Below are 17,244 nucleotides of genomic sequence, written 5' to 3' on the forward strand. Positions count from 1 at the left end.
TCATATTTGAATTGGTATTTACAATGCGTATTAAAGCGCCTATCGCCAAGCCAGATTTTCGTATCCGGGGACAGGATCATGGCCACGACCGCCGAACAAATGCGCGCCTGGCGCGGGCCTGTGATTTTCAGCTTCGGGTTTCGCCCGTTCTTTCTTGGAGCGGCTGTTTGGGCTGCGCTGGCGATGGTCCTTTGGATAGCCATGCTGGCGGGCAAAATCGCCCTGCCGACCGCGTTTGATGCGGTGTCCTGGCACGCGCATGCCTTCTTGTTTGGCTATCTGCCCGCAGTCGTTGCCGGGTTCCTGTTGACGGCGGTGCCAAACTGGACAGGCCGCTTGCCGATTGTCGGCTGGCCCTTGGCGGCGCTGTTTTCGCTATGGGTTGCGGGGCGGGTGGCGGTGACGCTGTCAGCTTACCTGACGCCGCTCAGCGTCGCGGTGATTGATCTGGCGATGCCCGTGGCCCTTGCCGCGCTGATCGCCCGCGAGATCGTCGCGGGCAAGAACTGGCGCAACCTGATCGTGCTGGCGATGCTTGTGGCGCTGATCCTTGGCAACGGCGTGTTTCACTACGAGGCGGCGCGCGGTGTTTACGCGGCCCAGGGCTATGGGCTGCGCATTGGCCTTGGGGCAGCCATGATGATGATCGCGGTGATTGGCGGGCGCGTCGTGCCATCGTTCACCCGCAACTATCTGGTGAAACAGCAATCCGCGACGCTGCCCGTGCCGCCGATGCAGCGGTTCGACAAACTTGCCTTGCTGGCGTTGCTGGCGGGCCTGCTGTTCTGGCTGGCGGCACCCGTGTCCGGTTTCACCGCCGCGCTTTTGGCCCTTGCAGGGGCACTTCATGCCGCGCGCTTGTCGCGTTGGGCGGGGCTGCGCACGTTGCGCGATCCGCTGGTGGTGGTTTTGCATCTGGCCTATGCCTTTGTGCCGCTGGGCGCGCTTGCGCTGGCAGCCGGGATCGCCTGGCCCGGCGCGGCGGGGCTGGGCGCGGTGCAACACCTGTGGATGGCGGGGGCGATCGGCCTGATGACCGTTGCGGTAATGACGCGCGCCAGCCTGGGGCACACCGGGCAGGCGTTATGGGCCGGGCCGGGCACCGTCACGATCTATGTCACGTTATTTCTGGCCGTGATCTTGCGGGTGTTTGCGGGGCTGTTTCCCGCCTTTGCGGCGACGGTCTATGCCCTGTCCGGTCTGTTCTGGATCGCCGGATTTACCGGCTTCGCGCTGCTTTACGGCCCGCTGTTGCTGCGCGCTCGTCCGGCCAAATCGCGCTAGGTATTGCGCCCATCGATCAGCGGGCTGGGTTTGGCAAAGCCTGACAGGTCTTCGGGGTCCATCAAGGTGATCTGGGTGCCGGTGACCTGCACCCCGTAAGCTTCAAGCGCCTTGAACGCGCGGCTGAGGTTTTCCGGCGTCATCCCCAGTGACGAGGCCAGGCGCCGCTTTTCCATCCGCAGCGTAAAGGCATCCGCCCCTTCGCGACCGCGTTCACGCAGCAGGTAATTGGCCAGCCGCTCTAGCGAGCTGCGCAATTTCAGGTCTTTGGTGTTCTTGACCACCGCGCGGTAACACTGCGCCAGTTCCGTGACGATCGCACGGGCAAAATCGTGATCGATATCAAAGATCGCGCGCACGTCCTCGGAGGGCAGCAGCACGATGCGGCTTTTCTCAAGGGTGCGGGCCGACATCAGATAGGGGGCATCCTTGACGCTGGCGGCCAGAATAAAGGTCGACACGGGTCGCACCGTCGCCATGCTGGTTTCGCGCCCATTCCAGGTTGAAAACAAATCAACCGATCCGGTCAGCACCACATGCAAAAAGTCGGGCGTGTCGCCTTCGTGGATCAGATCGATGCGCGGCGGGAAATTCTGAACATAGGCGGCCCGCATCAACGAATCGAAATTCGCCCGCTGCATGTTGCGAAACAGGTCGAGACTGCGGAGGTCGTCGCGATACGACTCAGACATGGATCAGAAGCTTTCGGGTTACGAGCATCACGGGAAAAGACGTGAGCAGTTGATAAATGTCAAGTGGTTAATTGATGTATCTCAGTGCCCCTCTTGATGATCCAAAGTCGGCAAGCTGACATTGTTCACGGCGCGATTTATTTCGCATGGTTTGGCAGCGTTTTTTGATCCAGATCAACCATTCTGCACCCGCAAAGGCGCACATCCCGCCCAACCCATAACGGCAGAGGAAAATCTGCCAAGGACGGAGGGACCGGAATGGAACTGCAAAACAAGGCCACGGCGCTGTGGTCGAATTTCCTGAATGTGAAGATGGTGCAAATCCGGACATTCCACATGACGTGGTTTGCTTTTTTCGCATGTTTCTTTGCCTGGTTCGGGATTGCCCCGCTGATGAGCGTCGTGCGCGACGAACTGGGTCTGACACCCAACCAGATCGGCTGGGCCATTATCGGCTCGGTTTCGATGACAATTTTCGCCCGGCTGTTTATCGGCTGGCTCTGTGACCGGATCGGGCCACGGAAATCCTATACCTGGTTGCTGCTTGTCGGCTCGCTGCCCGTCATGGGGATCGGCCTTGCGCAATCGTTTGAAACCTTCCTGTTGTTCCGCGTGCTGATCGGCGGGATCGGGGCATCCTTTGTGATCACCCAATACCACACATCGGTGATGTTCGCGCCCAACGTGGTCGGGCAGGCCAACGCCACATCCGCAGGCTGGGGCAATCTGGGCGGCGGTGTCACACAGTTCGTTATGCCATTGCTGTTTTCGGTCATGGTCATCGGTTTCGGCTTTTCCGAAGCGGTGGGCTGGCGCCTGTCGATGGTTGTCGTCGGTGTGATCATCTTCCTGATCGGGATTGGCTATTACTTCCTGACCCAGGACGCGCCTGACGGCAACTATGACGATTTGCGCGCCCAAGGCAAAATGGAAGAAAAGAAAAAGGTGACCGGCAATTACATGCATGCGCTCAAGGACCGCCGGGTCTGGGTCTTGTTTGTCATTTACGGTGCCTCATTTGGCATCGAGCTGACGGTGAACAACGTCGCGGCGCTGTATTTCATGGACTATTTCGATCTGAGTTTGGTTGCCGCCGGTTTCGTTGCTGCATCCTTTGGCCTGATGAACCTTTTTGCCCGCACCCTGGGCGGTATCTTTGGCGATAACTTCGGCGCGCTTTGGGGTCTGCGGGGGCGCAGCTTCTGGCTGTTCATCTGCCTGTTCTTCGAAGGATTGGCCCTGCTGGTCTTTAGCCAGATGCAGGTTCTGTTCCTGGCGTTGCCCGCGTTGATCGTTTTCTCGCTGTTCACGCAGATGGCCGAAGGCGCCACCTATTCGGTTGTGCCCTTCATCAACAAAAAGGCGCTGGGCGCTGTTGCCGGCGTGGTTGGTGCGGGCGGTAACACCGGCGCGGTTCTGGCAGGCTTCCTGTTCAAGAACGTCATCGACTGGTCCGAGGCCTTCTTCATCCTTGGCCTGGTTGTGACCGCGGCGTCGTTCCTTGCCTTCTTCGTGCGGTTCTCGACCCGCCAGGAAGATGAAGAGCGCGCGAACTTTGCGGCGGCCAATATCGATACACTTCGCCTGCGCGCTGCCAAGGCCAATGCAGCCCTCGAAGAGGGTCTGCAGGCGATCTCTGACAAGAATGGCAGGGCAAACCCCGCCTGACGACATCACCAAACAAAGGCGGGCCATCTGGGGCTCGCCGTAACCTCGCCCGAGGAGAATACAAGTGGGACAAGACCTAAGAAACTGGAACATCGAGGACGAGGCCTATTGGGCCTCGACCGGCAAGGCGATTGCCACGCGCAACCTGTGGATTTCGATCCCGTCCTTGCTGTGTGGCTTTGCCGTCTGGCTTTACTGGGGGATCATCACCGTTCAGATGATCAACCTTGGCTTTGCCTTTGATCAATCGCAGCTCTTTACGCTGGGGGCGATTGCGGGCCTGACAGGGGCAACGCTGCGTATCCCTTCGACCTTCTTTATCCGTATCGCGGGCGGCAAGAACACCATCGTGTTCACGACCGCGCTTTTGATGATCCCTGCCATTGGCGCGGGTCTGGCCCTGCAAGACCCTGATACACCGCTGTGGTATTTCCAGATCCTTGCCTTCCTGTCGGGGATCGGTGGCGGTAACTTCTCGTCGTCGATGTCCAACATCTCGTTCTTTTATCCCAAGAAGAAACTGGGCTACGCGCTGGGCATGAACGCCGGTCTGGGCAACTTTGGTGTGACCACCATGCAAATCCTGATCCCGCTGGCCATGACAATGGGCCTGTTTGGTGGGGAAAGCCGCACGCTGGTCAATACCTCGGGCACGCTGATCGGGAAAATTCCGGCAGGCACCGAAACCTACATCCAGAACGCCGGGCTGATCTGGCTGGTGTTCCTTGTGCCGCTGGCACTCATCGGCTGGATGGGGATGAACAACATCCGCGATGAACATGTGTCGCCAGAAATCCCCAACCCGCTGGGATCCTTTGCCATCATCACCGGCATGTTGCTGCTTGGTCTGGCCGCATCCGCGTTCGGTATCTGGCTGCTTTTGCCCCAGACAGAAGGTGGCCTGCCCACATCCGGCATTGGCCTGTCCAAGTGGATCGTTCTGCCGATCGTGATCGCGCTGACCGTGTTCCTGCTGAAAATGATCCCCGGTGCCGTCGGCCAGAACCTGAGCCGCCAATACAAGATTTTCGGCAACAAGCACACCTGGGCCATGACCGTGATCTATACCATGACATTCGGGAGCTTTATCGGCTTTTCGGCCGCGCTGGCGCTGACCATCAAGGTGGTCTTTGGTTTCAGCCACGTCGAAGTGGACGGCGTGTTGACCCATGACATCGTGAACCCCAACGGCCCCTCGGCCCTGATGTTTGCATGGATGGGGCCATTCATCGGTGCGTTGATCCGCCCGATTGGCGGCATCTGGGCCGACAAGGCCGGTGGCGCAAAGGTGACGCAGATCATTTCCGTGGTCATGGTCATCTGTGCCTTGGGCGTGGCCTACTTCATTCAGGCGGCCTATGCCTCGGCCACTCCTGAACAGTATTTCTACCCCTTCCTGGGGCTGTTCCTGATCCTGTTCGCGGCCACCGGCATCGGCAATGGATCGACCTTCCGCACGATCGGCGTGGTGTTCAACAAGGAACAAGCCGGCCCTGCGCTGGGGTGGACGGCTGCTGTGGCTGCCTATGGTGCTTTCATCATCCCGCAGGTCTTTGGCGAGCAACTGAAGGCCGGATCGCCCGAACTCGCGCTCTATGGTTTCGCGATCTTCTACGCGGTCTGCATCGTGATCAACTATTGGTTCTACCTGCGGCCCAACGCCTACGTGAAGAACCCTTAAACCAACGCCTGCCTGCCCCGGCCCGGTGTCGGGGCAGGACCACCCCCACAGGAGACAATAACATGAGCCACCTGCTCGACAGATTGAACTTCCTCCAGTCCAAGGAATTGGAGAAATTTTCGAACGGCCACGGGCAAGTGACCCGCGAAAATCGCGATTGGGAAGACACCTATCGCAACCGCTGGCGCCACGACAAAGTCGTCCGCTCGACCCACGGTGTGAACTGCACGGGGTCTTGCAGCTGGAAAATTTACGTCAAGTCCGGCATCGTCACCTGGGAAACCCAGCAAACTGATTATCCGCGCACCCGCCCCGATCTGCCCAACCACGAACCACGCGGCTGCGCGCGCGGCGCGTCCTACAGCTGGTATCTTTATTCCGCCAACCGGGTGAAAAACCCGCTCGTGCGGGGCCGGTTGATGAAGGTCTGGCGCAAGATGCGCGAAACGATGGACCCGATCGCGGCATGGACGAAATTGCAGGCCGATCCTGTTCTGCGTGCCTCATACGTCGAAACCCGTGGCAAGGGCGGCTTCGTGCGCGCCACATGGGACGAGGCGACTGAAATCACCGCCGCCGCCAATGCCTATACAGCGAAAACATACGGGCCTGACCGCGTGTTCGGCTTTTCGCCGATCCCGGCCATGTCGATGGTCAGCTACGCTGCCGGGTCGCGTTACCTGTCGCTGATGGGCGGTGTGTGCATGTCGTTTTATGACTGGTATTGCGATCTGCCGCCCGCGTCACCGATGACATGGGGCGAACAGACCGACGTGCCGGAATCGGCCGATTGGTATAACGCCGGTTACTTGTTGCTTTGGGGGTCCAATGTGCCACAGACCCGCACGCCGGATGCGCATTTCTATACCGAAGCGCGCTACAAAGGCACCAAATCCGCCGTCATTTGTCCCGATTATTCCGAGGCCGCCAAGTTCGGCGATGTCTGGCTGAACGCCAAACAGGGCACGGATGCCGCGCTGGCGATGGCCTTTGGCCACGTCATCTTGCGTGAATTCCACCTTGATCGCCAGACACCCTATTTCGAGGACTACGTGCGCAAGTATTCCGACTTTCCGATGCTGGTCCAGCTTGAGGAACAGGAGGGGCGCATGGTGCCGGGCCGGTTCCTGCGCGCGGATGATCTGGCGGGCAAACTGGGCGAAAAGAACAACCCGGAATGGAAAACCGTGGCCTTTGATGAGCTGTCGAACGCGCTGGTATCGCCCAACGGGTCGGTCGGCTATCGCTGGGGTGAAGACGGCGAATGGAACCTTGAAGAAAAGGCCAGCACGGCCGAAACTAAACTGAAACTCAGCCTTGTTCTGGACGACGATCACGATGATGTCGTCGGCGTTGATTTCCCCTACTTTGGCGGCGAAGCTTACGGCCAGTTTGAAACGGACGCCGATCACCCCGATGTGCTGACGCGCAACATTCCGGTCAAGATGATCAAGGGGCCAAAGGGCAAGAAGATCGCCGTGGCCACGGTGTTCGATCTGTTTTGCGCCAACTACGGGCTTGACCGTGGTCTGGGTGGTGACTGGGTCACCTCTGATTTCGCTGACGACATGCCCGGCACACCGGCCTGGGCGGAAAAGATCACCGGCGTTCCTGCCGACAAGATCATCCATGTCGCCCGTGAATTTGCCGATAACGCCGAAAAGACCACCGGCAAGTCGATGATCATCATCGGTGCGGCGATGAACCACTGGTATCACATGGACATGAACTATCGCGGCGTGATCAACATGCTGGTCATGTGTGGCTGCGTTGGGCAATCGGGCGGCGGTTGGGCGCACTATGTGGGTCAGGAAAAGCTGCGCCCGCAAACCGGCTGGCAGCCGCTGGCCTTTGCGCTGGACTGGAACCGTCCGCCACGGCACATGAACTCGACCTCGGCCTGGTATGCGCATACCGATCAGTGGCGCTATGAAACCCTCGAGGCCAAGGAAATTCTGTCGCCCACAGCCCCCGCCGGGGACTGGGACATCAACCTGATTGATTACAACATCCGCGCCGAACGTATGGGCTGGCTGCCCTCGGCGCCACAGTTGAAAACCAATCCGCTCGAGGTGGCCAAGGCTGCCAAGGCCGCAGGCAAGGACATCCCCGCCTATGTGGCCGAGCATCTGAAATCAGGCGATCTGGAAATGTCCTGTGAAGACCCGGATGCGCCCGAAAACTGGCCCCGCAACCTGTTCGTCTGGCGTTCCAACCTGCTGGGATCATCGGGCAAGGGCCATGAATACTTCCTCAAGCACCTGCTGGGCACCGATCACGGTGTCATGGGCAAGGACCTGGGTGAAGATGGCGCGCAATTGCCAAAAGAGGCGACCTGGCACGACAACGCGCCGCGCGGCAAGCTGGACCTGCTGGTCACGATCGACTTCCGCATGTCCACGACCTGCGTCTATTCCGACATCGTTTTGCCCACGGCCAGTTGGTACGAAAAGGACGATATGAACACGTCCGATATGCACCCGTTCATTCACCCGCTTCAGGCGGCGGTGGACCCCGCATATGAATCCAAGTCGGACTGGGAAATCTTCAAGGCGATTGCCAGGAAGTTTCAGGAAATCACCCCCGGCTATCTGGGTGTGGAAACGGATATCGTCGCCCTGCCGATCCTGCACGACACCCCTGCGGAAATTGCGCAGGATCAGGTGCTGGACTGGAAGAAAGGCGAATGCGATCTGATCCCCGGCAAAACCGCGCCGAACTATGTGGCGGTAGAACGGGATTACACGGCGATCTACGACCGCTTTACCGCGCTTGGCCCATTGATGGACAAGCTGGGCAACGGCGGCAAGGGCATCGGCTGGAACACCCAGACGGAAATCGACAACCTGTCGGATCTGAACGGTGTGCAACTGGACGGCGCAGCGACGGGACGCCCCAAGATCGAAAGCGCGATCGACGCCTGCGAGGTCATCCTGATGCTGGCCCCCGAAACCAACGGCGAAGTGGCCGTCAAGGCGTGGCAAGCCCTTGAAAAGGCAACAGGGCGCGAACATGCCCACCTGGCCGAAGGCGAACATCACAACAAGATCCGGTTCCGCGATATCGCCGCGCAACCGCGCAAGATCATCTCCTCGCCCACGTGGTCAGGGATTGAATCCGAAAAGGTCAGCTATAACGCCGGCTACACCAACGTCCACGAATTGATCCCCTGGCGCACACTCACGGGACGCCAACAGCTTTATCAGGATCACCTGTGGATGCGGGCATTTGGTGAAGGATTCATGTCGTATCGCCCGCCCGTTGATCTCAAGACGATCACGGCGGACGTGCTGGATGCAGGCGACACACTGGTGTTGAACTTTATCACGCCCCACCAGAAATGGGGGATCCACTCGACCTATACCGATAACCTGTTGATGCTGACGCTGAACAGGGGCGGGCCGGTGGTCTGGATTTCCGAAGTCGATGCCAAATCGGCAGGGATCGTCGATAACGACTGGATCGAGGTCTATAACATCAACGGGGCGCTGACAGCGCGCGCGGTGGTGTCCCAGCGGATCAAGGAAGGCACGACCTTCATGTATCACGCGCAGGAAAAGATCGTGAATACGCCCGGCTCGGAAAAGACCGGCAACCGCGGCGGTATCCACAATTCGGTCACCCGCACGACGTTGAAACCGACCCATATGATTGGCGGCTATGCCCACCAGTCCTATGGTTTCAACTACTACGGCACGGTCGGGTCCAACCGCGACGAATTCGTCGTGGTCCGCAAAATGAAAAAGGTCGACTGGCTCGACGATGAAGCAACCCCTGTGGAGGCAGCCCAATGAGAATCCGCGCACAAATCGGCATGGTGCTGAACCTTGATAAATGTATCGGGTGTCACACCTGCAGCGTTACCTGCAAGAACGTCTGGACCAGCCGTGACGGCGTTGAATACGCATGGTTCAACAACGTCGAAACCAAGCCGGGCCTTGGCTATCCCACCGATTGGGAAAATCAGGCGCGCTGGAATGGCGGCTGGGAACGCTCCAAGGCCGGCAAACTGCGCCCCAAACAGGGTGGCAAGTGGCGGATCCTGGCGAATATCTTTGCCAACCCCGATCTGCCGCAAATCGACGACTACTACGAACCGTTCGATTTCGATTACGACCACCTGAAAAGTGCGCCCGAAGGCAAGGCTTTCCCCACGGCGCGCCCCCGCTCAAAGATCACCGGCGAGCGGATGCAGAAGATCGAAAAGGGGCCCAACTGGGAAGAAATCCTTGGCGGCGAATTTGAAAAGCGGTCAGCGGATTACAACTTCGAGGGCATCCAGAAGCAGATGTATGGCGAATACGAAAATACATTCATGATGTATTTGCCGCGCCTGTGCGAACACTGTCTCAATCCCGCCTGCGCCGCGTCCTGCCCGTCAGGCGCGATCTACAAGCGCGAAGAAGACGGTATCGTGTTGATTGATCAGGAAAAATGCCGCGGCTGGCGGATGTGCGTCTCGGGCTGCCCCTACAAGAAAATCTACTACAACTGGGAAAGCGGCAAATCGGAAAAATGCACCCTGTGCTACCCGCGCATCGAGAGCGGCAACCCCACGGTCTGTTCGGAAACCTGCGTTGGTCGTATCCGCTATCTGGGTGTGATGCTCTATGACGCGGACAAGATCGAAGACGCGGCGAATGTCGCGGACGAACAGGATCTTTATGATGCGCAACTGGGTGTCTTCCTTGACCCAAGCGATCCCGAGGTGATCAAGGCCGCCCGCGCCGATGGCATCCCCGAGGACTGGATCAAATCGGCGCAGGAAAGTCCGATCTGGAAGATGGCGATGGACTGGAAGGTGGCCTTCCCGCTGCACCCTGAATATCGCACCCTGCCAATGGTCTGGTATATTCCGCCACTATCACCGATCCAGAACGCCGCCGAAGCCGGCGCAATCAGTTCCAAGAACGGCATGCCGGACGTCAAGAACCTGCGTATCCCGGTTAAATACCTTGCCAACATGCTGACGGCGGGCGACGAAGCCCCGGTTGTCACAGCACTGGAACGAATGCTGGCGATGCGCTCTTACATGCGCTCCAAGACGGTCGAGGGCGTGAACGACGAAGGGATCGCGCAAAGCGTCGGCCTGACCGGTCGCCAGATCGAGGACATGTATAAAATCATGGCCCTTGCGGATTACGAGGATCGCTTTGTGATCCCCACCACACACCGCGAACAGGTCGAGGAAGCCTATGACCTCAAGGGCGGATGCGGCTTTACCGATACCAACGGCTGTTCCACCGGGATTTCCAAAGGCTCGCTCTTTGGTGGCTCCAAGAAACCCCTCAAAATGCCAACGGAGGTGCAGTAATGGACCGCACATTCAAAGCGCTTTCACTGATCCTGAGTTACCCGACGACCGACCTGCAGCAGGCGATGCCGGAAATCGGTGGCGTTCTTGCCGCTGACAGCCGCCTTACCGCTGCGGCACGTCGGGACCTGCGCCCGCTAGTGGAGGAGCTTGGCGGGCGCGACATTTACGAGCTGCAAGAACAATATGTGATGCTGTTTGACCGCTCGCGCACATTGTCGCTGAACCTGTTTGAACACGTGCATGGCGAAAGCCGCGACCGTGGCGGCGCAATGGTGTCACTGGTGGAAACCTACCGCGATGGCGGGTTTGAACCTGTGACCAGCGAACTGCCCGACCATCTCCCGGTCCTGCTCGAATTCCTGGCCACGCGTTCCCAAACAGAAGGTCAGGAAACCTTGGCGGACGCGGCCCATATCTTTGAGGCTCTGGCGGTGCGCCTTGCGCGTCGTGACAGCCCTTATGGTGCCGTGTTCGCCGTCCTTTCACAGCTTGCCGCCGTGCAGGCCGACACCGGGGCCGTGGCCGATATGCTGGCCCAACCCGAAGTCGACCCAACCGACCTGGAAGCCCTAGACGAGGTCTGGGAGGAAAGCGAGGTGCTTTTTGGTCCCGACCCGAACGCAGGCTGCCCGCAGGTGCGCGATATGCTGTCGCGCATGGATACGCCGATCACCCCCAACCCACGCCATGCGGCACAATAGGGAGAGAGAGACATGCAAGAACAACTTGATTATTTCATCTTTGGCATCATGCCCTATATCGCGCTGACCGTGCTGATTGTCGGGTCAATCGCCCGCTATGAACGCGATCCCTACACGTGGAAATCGTCCTCGAGCCAGCTTTTGCGGCGCAAGCAACTGGTCTGGGGCTCGATCCTGTTTCACGTTGGCATCATCACCGTGTTTGGCGGCCATCTGGTTGGCCTTTTCACGCCCGTTGCCGTGCTCGATGCGCTGGGCATCCCCTATGTCGCCAAACAGTGGGCGGCGGTGGTGCTTGGCGGGGTGGCCGGGTTCACGGCGCTGATCGGTGCCACGATCCTGATCCATCGCCGCGTCAGCGATCCGCGCATCTGGCGGCACACAAGTTTCGCCGACATCGGCATTCTGGTGCTGCTTTGGCTGCAACTGTTCATCGGGCTGGCGACGATCACCCTGACGCTGCAACACATGGATGGCGTTGAAATGGTGCGCTTCATGACATGGTCGCAGTCGGTAGTGACGCTGAACCTCAATGCATGGGAATTGGTCGTTGACGTGAACTGGCTTTACAAGGTGCACATCTTCCTTGGCTTGCTGATCACCATTCTGTTTCCGTTCACGCGTCTTGTGCATCTGATTTCCGGCTTTGCGGCACCGTTCCGGTATCTGCTGCGTCCGGGTTATCAGATCGTGCGGTCGCGCCGTCAGAAACCACTTGCTGACCGCAAAACCACAACACCGGCGGAGTAGGGCACATGAACGCAGCACTTTTCCCCGATCTGGTCGTGAATGGCGAAGCGGTGCCCCATGCCGTTGTCGCCGCCGAGACGCAAAATCAGGACGCGCCTGCGGGCAAACCGGGCATCGCCTGGCGCAAGGCCGCCAATGCGGTCGCGATCCGCACCCTGCTGTTGCAAGAGGCACGGGCACGCGATCTGCAGGCGACACCCGAAGAAGTCGCCCCGGGCCGCTTTGAAACAGACGAGGAGGCCCTGATCAGGGGGCTTCTTGACGGGGCCGTGGATGTGGCCCCCCCCAGCGCGGCCGACGTCAAGGCCGAATGGGACAAAGACCCCGCGCGCTTTCGCTCGCATCCCTTGTGGGAGGTTTCGCATATCCTGTGCGCCTGCGATCCGCGCGACACCGCGGCCACCGCCAAGGCGCTGACCCGGGCGAACGGTCTTTTGGCGATTGTGCAGGGGGCCGATGCCAAGGGCTTTGCCGCGTTGGCCGCGCGCGAAAGCGATTGCGGCTCGAAATCCTCGGGCGGGGCGCTGGGCCAGTTGGGGCCGGGTGACACGGTGCCCGAATTCGAAGATGCGCTGCGCGGACTGGCCGAGGGCGAAATGACCCAGGCCCCCGTGCTGACGCGCCACGGGTATCACCTGATCCGCATGGATGCAGTGGCGCCGGGGCAGGTGCTGCCCTTTGACGCCGTGCGCGACAAGATCGCCGCCGCGCTGGAAAAGGCCGCGTGGGTGCGCCAGTCGCGCGCCTTTATCGCCAGTCTGGTCGCCACGGCCGACATTCAGGGGGCCGAATTGGGGAAGGCCATACCACAAGGATAAACGCATGGGCCGCCGCGACATCCGTCTGTTAGCGCACGCGAAAAAGGCACTGCCGGAACTTCCCGGTTTTGCCAATCCGCTTGATTTCATCGCCGAGGACCATCTGGCCGAACGAGAAATCTGTGCGCTGATGGACGGTGTTGCCGCCAGCGCCGCCCCTGACGGTGACATCTGCGAACGTATCACCGCCTTTCTGAAATACCAGTTACCCGCCCATCTTGAGGACGAGGAACAAGACCTGTTCCCGATGCTGCGCCGCAGATGTGACCCCGAAGATGAAATCGACAAAGCCTTGAACAAAGTGCAAAACGATCACCGGCACGCAGGTGACGACACGCCGGTTGTGATTGCACTTTTGGCGGAGCCGGGGATCGACGCGGCGGGGCGGGCGGTTCTGGTCGATTACGCCCGCAATGCGCGCCGCCATCTGATCTTTGAAAACGCCATCATCCTGCCGCTGGCACGGCTGCGGCTGCGCAGTTCTGACCTGAACCGGATGCGCCGGAACATGCTGAAACGCCGCGGCCTTGACCGCCTGCTGGACGCGCCATGCTGAATGACCTTTTCAAATGCGATGTGCAGCGGTCGCGCGATCCCGGTAACGCGGTCGGGTCGGGGCATTTTCAACACACAGACAACCACAGTGATAGGACCACACAATGAAGATTGCATACACAATGGCGCAGGGGCGCGGCGATACGGACCTTTTGCTGCACGCGCTGGCCCGGTCTTTGGGGGCGCAGGGCTATCGCACCTGTGGCCTTGTGCAGACCAATACCGACCGCGCCGATGCCGGCCCCTGCGATATGGACGTTCAGGTGCTGCCCGATGGCGCCGTCCTGCGGATTTCACAGGCCTTGGGGCGCGCCTCGCACGGGTGCCGGCTTGACCCAGACGCACTGGAAACCGCCGTTGCGATGGTGGCCGCCAGTCTGGAACAGGGGGCGGATCTGCTGATCATCAACAAATTCGGCAAGCACGAGGCCGAAGGGCGCGGTTTCCGCAGCGTCATTGCCGATGCGCTGGCGATGGACATCCCTGTGCTGGTGGGGCTGAACACGCTCAACAAGCCCGCGTTCGAGGAATTTTGCGGCGGCATGGCCGAAGAAATCGCGCCCGACGTGATCGCACTTGCGGCATGGCTGCGCGCAGCTACAGGCGAATCCTGCGCGGCATGACGGGGAATTGGTAGGCCCGGCAGGACTTGAACCCGCAACCAAAGCGTTATGAGCGCTCTGCTCTAACCAGTTGAGCTACAGGCCCCGTGCAGTGTCGTATCATGGCGGGCGGGGCGGTCAAGCTGCCGGGACAAATTTGTGGCGCGGTGCGGCTGTGTCTGTTAGCGTTTTCCATATTGGGAAACGAAGACGGGGAAATGTAATGAAGTTCTTACTTGCTGGGATGGCCATTGTGTCGGCCACGTCTGCGGCAGCGGGTGCTGTCGCGACATCCTATTCAACGGCGCTGCCTGCGGGCTCGGGCTCGGGCGAGGGTGTGTTGTTTGTGCTTATCGTCGTGGGGGCGCTGATGCTTATCAACGGTCGCGGCACGACCACGCGCAACACCGCACCACGCGACACCACCGATCAGACCGATGATGATGTGATCATGAAGTTCTGATCACCCGCCGGACTTTGGAAACACCATCCGGCGCAACGGATCAATCAGGATCGGCGCCAATCGCTGTGTCATCAAGGGCGCATCGACGGGGCCTTCCAGCCCGAATGTGATCTGTTCATCCTCGCCGATCAGGTAAAGCGTGCCAAACATCCAGTCCCATAGCGCAAGGGATTGACCATAATTCTTGTTGTAATGCTGCGGGTTGATCGAGTGGTGCACCTGATGCTGCGCCGGAGAGATCACCAGACGTTCAAGCGCGGGACCAAAGCTGATCCAGATATGCGAGTGGTGAAAGTTCGTGAGCACAAGGTTAACGGCCACCACAAAGGCGTTCGCGCCGGCGATTTCCGCAATGCTCAGCTCCGCGCCAAGCCCGCCAAGCAACAGCCCGAAGATCGTCCCGAAAATCACCGCGTTGAACGACGTCGTCACAAGGCTGCCGACGGGGTGGATGCGATAGGCTGTAAGCGGCGTCAGAACGGCCGCACTATGATGCACGGCGTGTAGCGGCCACAGCGTGGCAATCGTGTGATAGCCGCGATGGATCCAGTAAAGCGAAAAATCGGCAATCAGAAACATCAGCAGGGCGATTGTCACCGGCGATATCTGCGCGTGGTCGATCACCGGTCCGGGACCAAATTGCGCGACCCAGGCCGCGACAATCGGTGTAGCGGCAAAGCGCGCGCCAAACCGGAAAAATACCATCAACTGACCAAGAGCGAATAACGACAGGTCCGCGCGCGTCGATTCGTGTGACCAGATCGCCTTGGGGAACAGGTAGGCCCAGAAACTCCCCCTGATGTGGCGATATTTGAACCAGGCCCAGCCGATCATGACAAATGTCACGACATAAACCGGTGACAAAAGCTCACCCAGCCCCAGAAAACCTGTCAGATATTCGCGAATGCGCTCCATTGGCGCAAGATTTCAGCCAGTGGCCGCCGCGTCAAGCGCGCCTGTTGCCCGTGGCCGCCAAAAGCGCTATCGCCTGCGGGCAGGTTTCAAGGGGATGTGACATGGCAGCAGATCACTGCAAAAACGGGCTGACCTATGCGGATGCAGGTGTTGATATTGACGCGGGCAATGCGTTGGTGGATCGTATCAAACCTGCGGCCAAACGCACCCAGCGCAGCGGCACGATGTCGGGCCTCGGCGGGTTTGGTGCGCTGTTTGACCTAAAGAGCGCGGGATTTGTCGATCCGGTTCTCGTCGCGGCCACGGATGGTGTCGGCACCAAGCTGCGCATCGCCATTGATACCGGAAACGTCGATGGCGTGGGCATCGATCTGGTCGCGATGTGCGTCAACGATCTGGTGTGCCAAGGTGCAGAGCCATTGTTTTTCCTTGATTATTTTGCGACTGGCAAGCTTGAACTGGATCAGGCCGCGCGCATCATCGAGGGCATCGCCGAAGGCTGCGTGCGATCGGGATGTGCGCTGATCGGCGGTGAAACGGCGGAAATGCCGGGCATGTATCCGGCGGGGGACTTTGATCTGGCTGGCTTTGCCGTGGGCGCGATGGAGCGTGGCACGGACCTGCCCGCAGGCGTGGCAGTGGGCGATGTGCTGCTGGGGCTTGCCAGCGACGGTGTGCATTCCAACGGCTATTCGCTGGTGCGCCGCGTGGTCGAACGCTCGGGACTTGGATGGGGCGATGCCTGTCCGTGGAGCGACGCACCCCTCGGCACGGCGCTGCTGACGCCGACGCGGCTTTATGTGAAACAGGCGCTGGCGGCGGTGCGGGCAGGGGGCGTGCATGCGCTGGCGCATATCACCGGCGGGGGCCTTACGGAAAACCTGCCGCGCGTTCTGCCGGACGGCATGGGCGCGGCGATCGATCTGGACAGCTGGACCCTGCCACCGGTCTTTGCCTGGCTTGCCGATCAGGGCGGGATGGACGCGGGTGAAATGCTCAAGACCTTCAACAGCGGTGTTGGCATGATGCTGGTCGTGGCCCCCGATCAGGCCCGGTCGCTGACCGCGCTGCTGACGGATATGGGCGAAACGGTCTATCAGATGGGCCATGTGACCGATACCGCAGGGGTCGCCTACACGGGCAACCTGCTGTGACAAAACGGGTCGCCATCCTGATCTCTGGTGGCGGGTCGAACATGGTCGCGCTGGCGCAGTCCATGACGGGCGACCACCCTGCAAGGCCCGTTCTGGTGTTGTCAAACGATCCAGAGGCGGGCGGGCTGGCGAAAGCGGCCGAATTAGGTATTGCCACGGCAGTTATTGACCATCGCAAATTTCACAAAGATCGCAGTGCGTTCGAGGGCGCTCTTAATGCATCACTTGAAGTTGCGAACCCCGATATCATCTGCCTGGCCGGTTTCATGCGTATCCTGACGGCCGATTTCACCGCCAAATGGGAAGGCCGGATGCTCAATATCCATCCGTCACTATTGCCGAAATACAAAGGGCTGCATACCCATGCGCGCGCGTTGGACGCGGGCGACAGCGAACATGGCTGCACCGTGCATCAGGTCACCGCCGCGCTTGACGATGGGCCGATCCTGGGGCAGGCCCGTATCGCCATAAACAAGGGCGACACGCCCGAGACATTGGCCGCCCGCCTTTTGCCGATGGAACACGCGCTTTATCCTGCGGTGCTGCGCCGATTTGCCAGTGGTGACAGCCGTCCGGTGATGCTGGGCTAGCGCCCTTTCCTTTGGCGGGGGCTTGGCCTATCACTGTGAAAACGCGCAGTGGAA

The 17,244-nt window shown here is 59.9% G+C and carries 15 protein-coding genes and 1 tRNA gene; 13 read left to right on the forward strand and 3 right to left on the reverse strand.

Features of this window, described 5'->3' with window-relative positions; translation table 11 throughout:
* Positions 1-78: 78 nt before the first annotated feature.
* Positions 79-1,284, forward strand: a complete 1,206-nt coding sequence (locus tag FTO60_RS06640) for an NnrS family protein (protein ID WP_148055221.1) — start codon at positions 79-81, stop codon at positions 1,282-1,284.
* Here FTO60_RS06640 and FTO60_RS06645 read toward each other — a convergent pair.
* The gene (locus tag FTO60_RS06645; RefSeq protein WP_148055222.1) at positions 1,281-1,976 is read right to left on the reverse strand and encodes a helix-turn-helix domain-containing protein; all 696 of its coding nucleotides are present in this window, start codon (positions 1,974-1,976) and stop codon (positions 1,281-1,283) included. The two genes, FTO60_RS06640 and FTO60_RS06645, sit on opposite strands and share 4 nt — an antisense overlap.
* Before the next feature lie 258 nt (positions 1,977-2,234).
* Between FTO60_RS06645 and FTO60_RS06650 the strand changes: the two genes are divergently transcribed.
* The 9 genes from FTO60_RS06650 (at position 2,235) to FTO60_RS06690 (ending at position 14,089) form a co-directional block, all read left to right on the forward strand.
* Complete coding sequence (locus FTO60_RS06650; protein WP_148055223.1) at positions 2,235-3,644, forward strand: MFS transporter; 1,410 nt, start codon at positions 2,235-2,237, stop codon at positions 3,642-3,644.
* A gap of 64 nt (positions 3,645-3,708) precedes the next feature.
* On the forward strand, positions 3,709-5,325 hold the full coding sequence (locus FTO60_RS06655) for an MFS transporter (protein ID WP_148055224.1): 1,617 nt from the start codon (positions 3,709-3,711) through the stop codon (positions 5,323-5,325).
* A gap of 62 nt (positions 5,326-5,387) precedes the next feature.
* Positions 5,388-9,119 carry a nitrate reductase subunit alpha gene (locus FTO60_RS06660; protein ID WP_148055225.1) on the forward strand — a complete coding sequence of 1,244 codons (3,732 nt, stop codon included), beginning with the start codon at positions 5,388-5,390 and terminating at the stop codon, positions 9,117-9,119.
* Complete coding sequence (gene narH / locus FTO60_RS06665; RefSeq protein WP_148055226.1) at positions 9,116-10,639, forward strand: nitrate reductase subunit beta; 1,524 nt, start codon at positions 9,116-9,118, stop codon at positions 10,637-10,639. The genes FTO60_RS06660 and narH overlap by 4 nt, the downstream gene beginning before the upstream one ends.
* Positions 10,639-11,343, forward strand: coding sequence for a nitrate reductase molybdenum cofactor assembly chaperone (gene narJ, locus FTO60_RS06670; RefSeq protein ID WP_148055227.1), 705 nt, complete (start codon positions 10,639-10,641; stop codon positions 11,341-11,343). Before narH ends, narJ begins: the two co-directional genes overlap by 1 nt.
* Positions 11,344-11,355: 12 nt before the next feature.
* A complete protein-coding gene (gene narI, locus FTO60_RS06675; protein WP_148055228.1) occupies positions 11,356-12,093 on the forward strand; it encodes a respiratory nitrate reductase subunit gamma in 738 nt (245 codons plus the stop codon).
* 5 nt (positions 12,094-12,098) lie between these two features.
* The gene (locus FTO60_RS06680) at positions 12,099-12,911 is read left to right on the forward strand and encodes a peptidylprolyl isomerase (RefSeq protein ID WP_148055229.1); all 813 of its coding nucleotides are present in this window, start codon (positions 12,099-12,101) and stop codon (positions 12,909-12,911) included.
* Between the two features lie 4 nt (positions 12,912-12,915).
* A complete protein-coding gene (locus tag FTO60_RS06685) occupies positions 12,916-13,467 on the forward strand; it encodes a hemerythrin domain-containing protein (RefSeq protein WP_148055230.1) in 552 nt (183 codons plus the stop codon).
* A gap of 103 nt (positions 13,468-13,570) precedes the next feature.
* Positions 13,571-14,089 carry a DUF2478 domain-containing protein gene (locus tag FTO60_RS06690; RefSeq protein ID WP_148055231.1) on the forward strand — a complete coding sequence of 173 codons (519 nt, stop codon included), beginning with the start codon at positions 13,571-13,573 and terminating at the stop codon, positions 14,087-14,089.
* 8 nt (positions 14,090-14,097) lie between these two features.
* Here FTO60_RS06690 and FTO60_RS06695 read toward each other — a convergent pair.
* A tRNA-Ile gene (locus FTO60_RS06695) sits at positions 14,098-14,174 on the reverse strand.
* Between the two features lie 117 nt (positions 14,175-14,291).
* On the opposite strand from FTO60_RS06695, the gene FTO60_RS06700 reads away from it, so the two are divergent.
* Positions 14,292-14,531 carry a hypothetical protein gene (locus FTO60_RS06700; RefSeq protein ID WP_148055232.1) on the forward strand — a complete coding sequence of 80 codons (240 nt, stop codon included), beginning with the start codon at positions 14,292-14,294 and terminating at the stop codon, positions 14,529-14,531.
* Here the strand turns inward: FTO60_RS06700 and FTO60_RS06705 are convergent, their stop codons facing one another.
* Entirely contained in the window at positions 14,532-15,446 is a 915-nt protein-coding gene (locus FTO60_RS06705) for a sterol desaturase family protein (RefSeq protein ID WP_148055233.1), read from the reverse strand. It abuts the gene before it with no gap.
* Positions 15,447-15,547: 101 nt separating this feature from the next.
* On the opposite strand from FTO60_RS06705, the gene purM reads away from it, so the two are divergent.
* Together purM and purN are read left to right on the forward strand one after the other, a co-directional pair.
* Positions 15,548-16,600 (forward strand): phosphoribosylformylglycinamidine cyclo-ligase, encoded by a 1,053-nt coding sequence (gene purM / locus FTO60_RS06710; RefSeq protein ID WP_148055234.1) that lies wholly within the window; start codon positions 15,548-15,550, stop codon positions 16,598-16,600.
* Positions 16,597-17,190, forward strand: a complete 594-nt coding sequence (gene purN, locus FTO60_RS06715; RefSeq protein ID WP_148055235.1) for a phosphoribosylglycinamide formyltransferase — start codon at positions 16,597-16,599, stop codon at positions 17,188-17,190. Before purM ends, purN begins: the two co-directional genes overlap by 4 nt.
* The last annotated feature ends 54 nt before the right edge of the window (positions 17,191-17,244 follow it).

The organism is Octadecabacter sp. SW4 (assembly GCF_008065155.1).
GTDB lineage: Bacteria > Pseudomonadota > Alphaproteobacteria > Rhodobacterales > Rhodobacteraceae > SW4.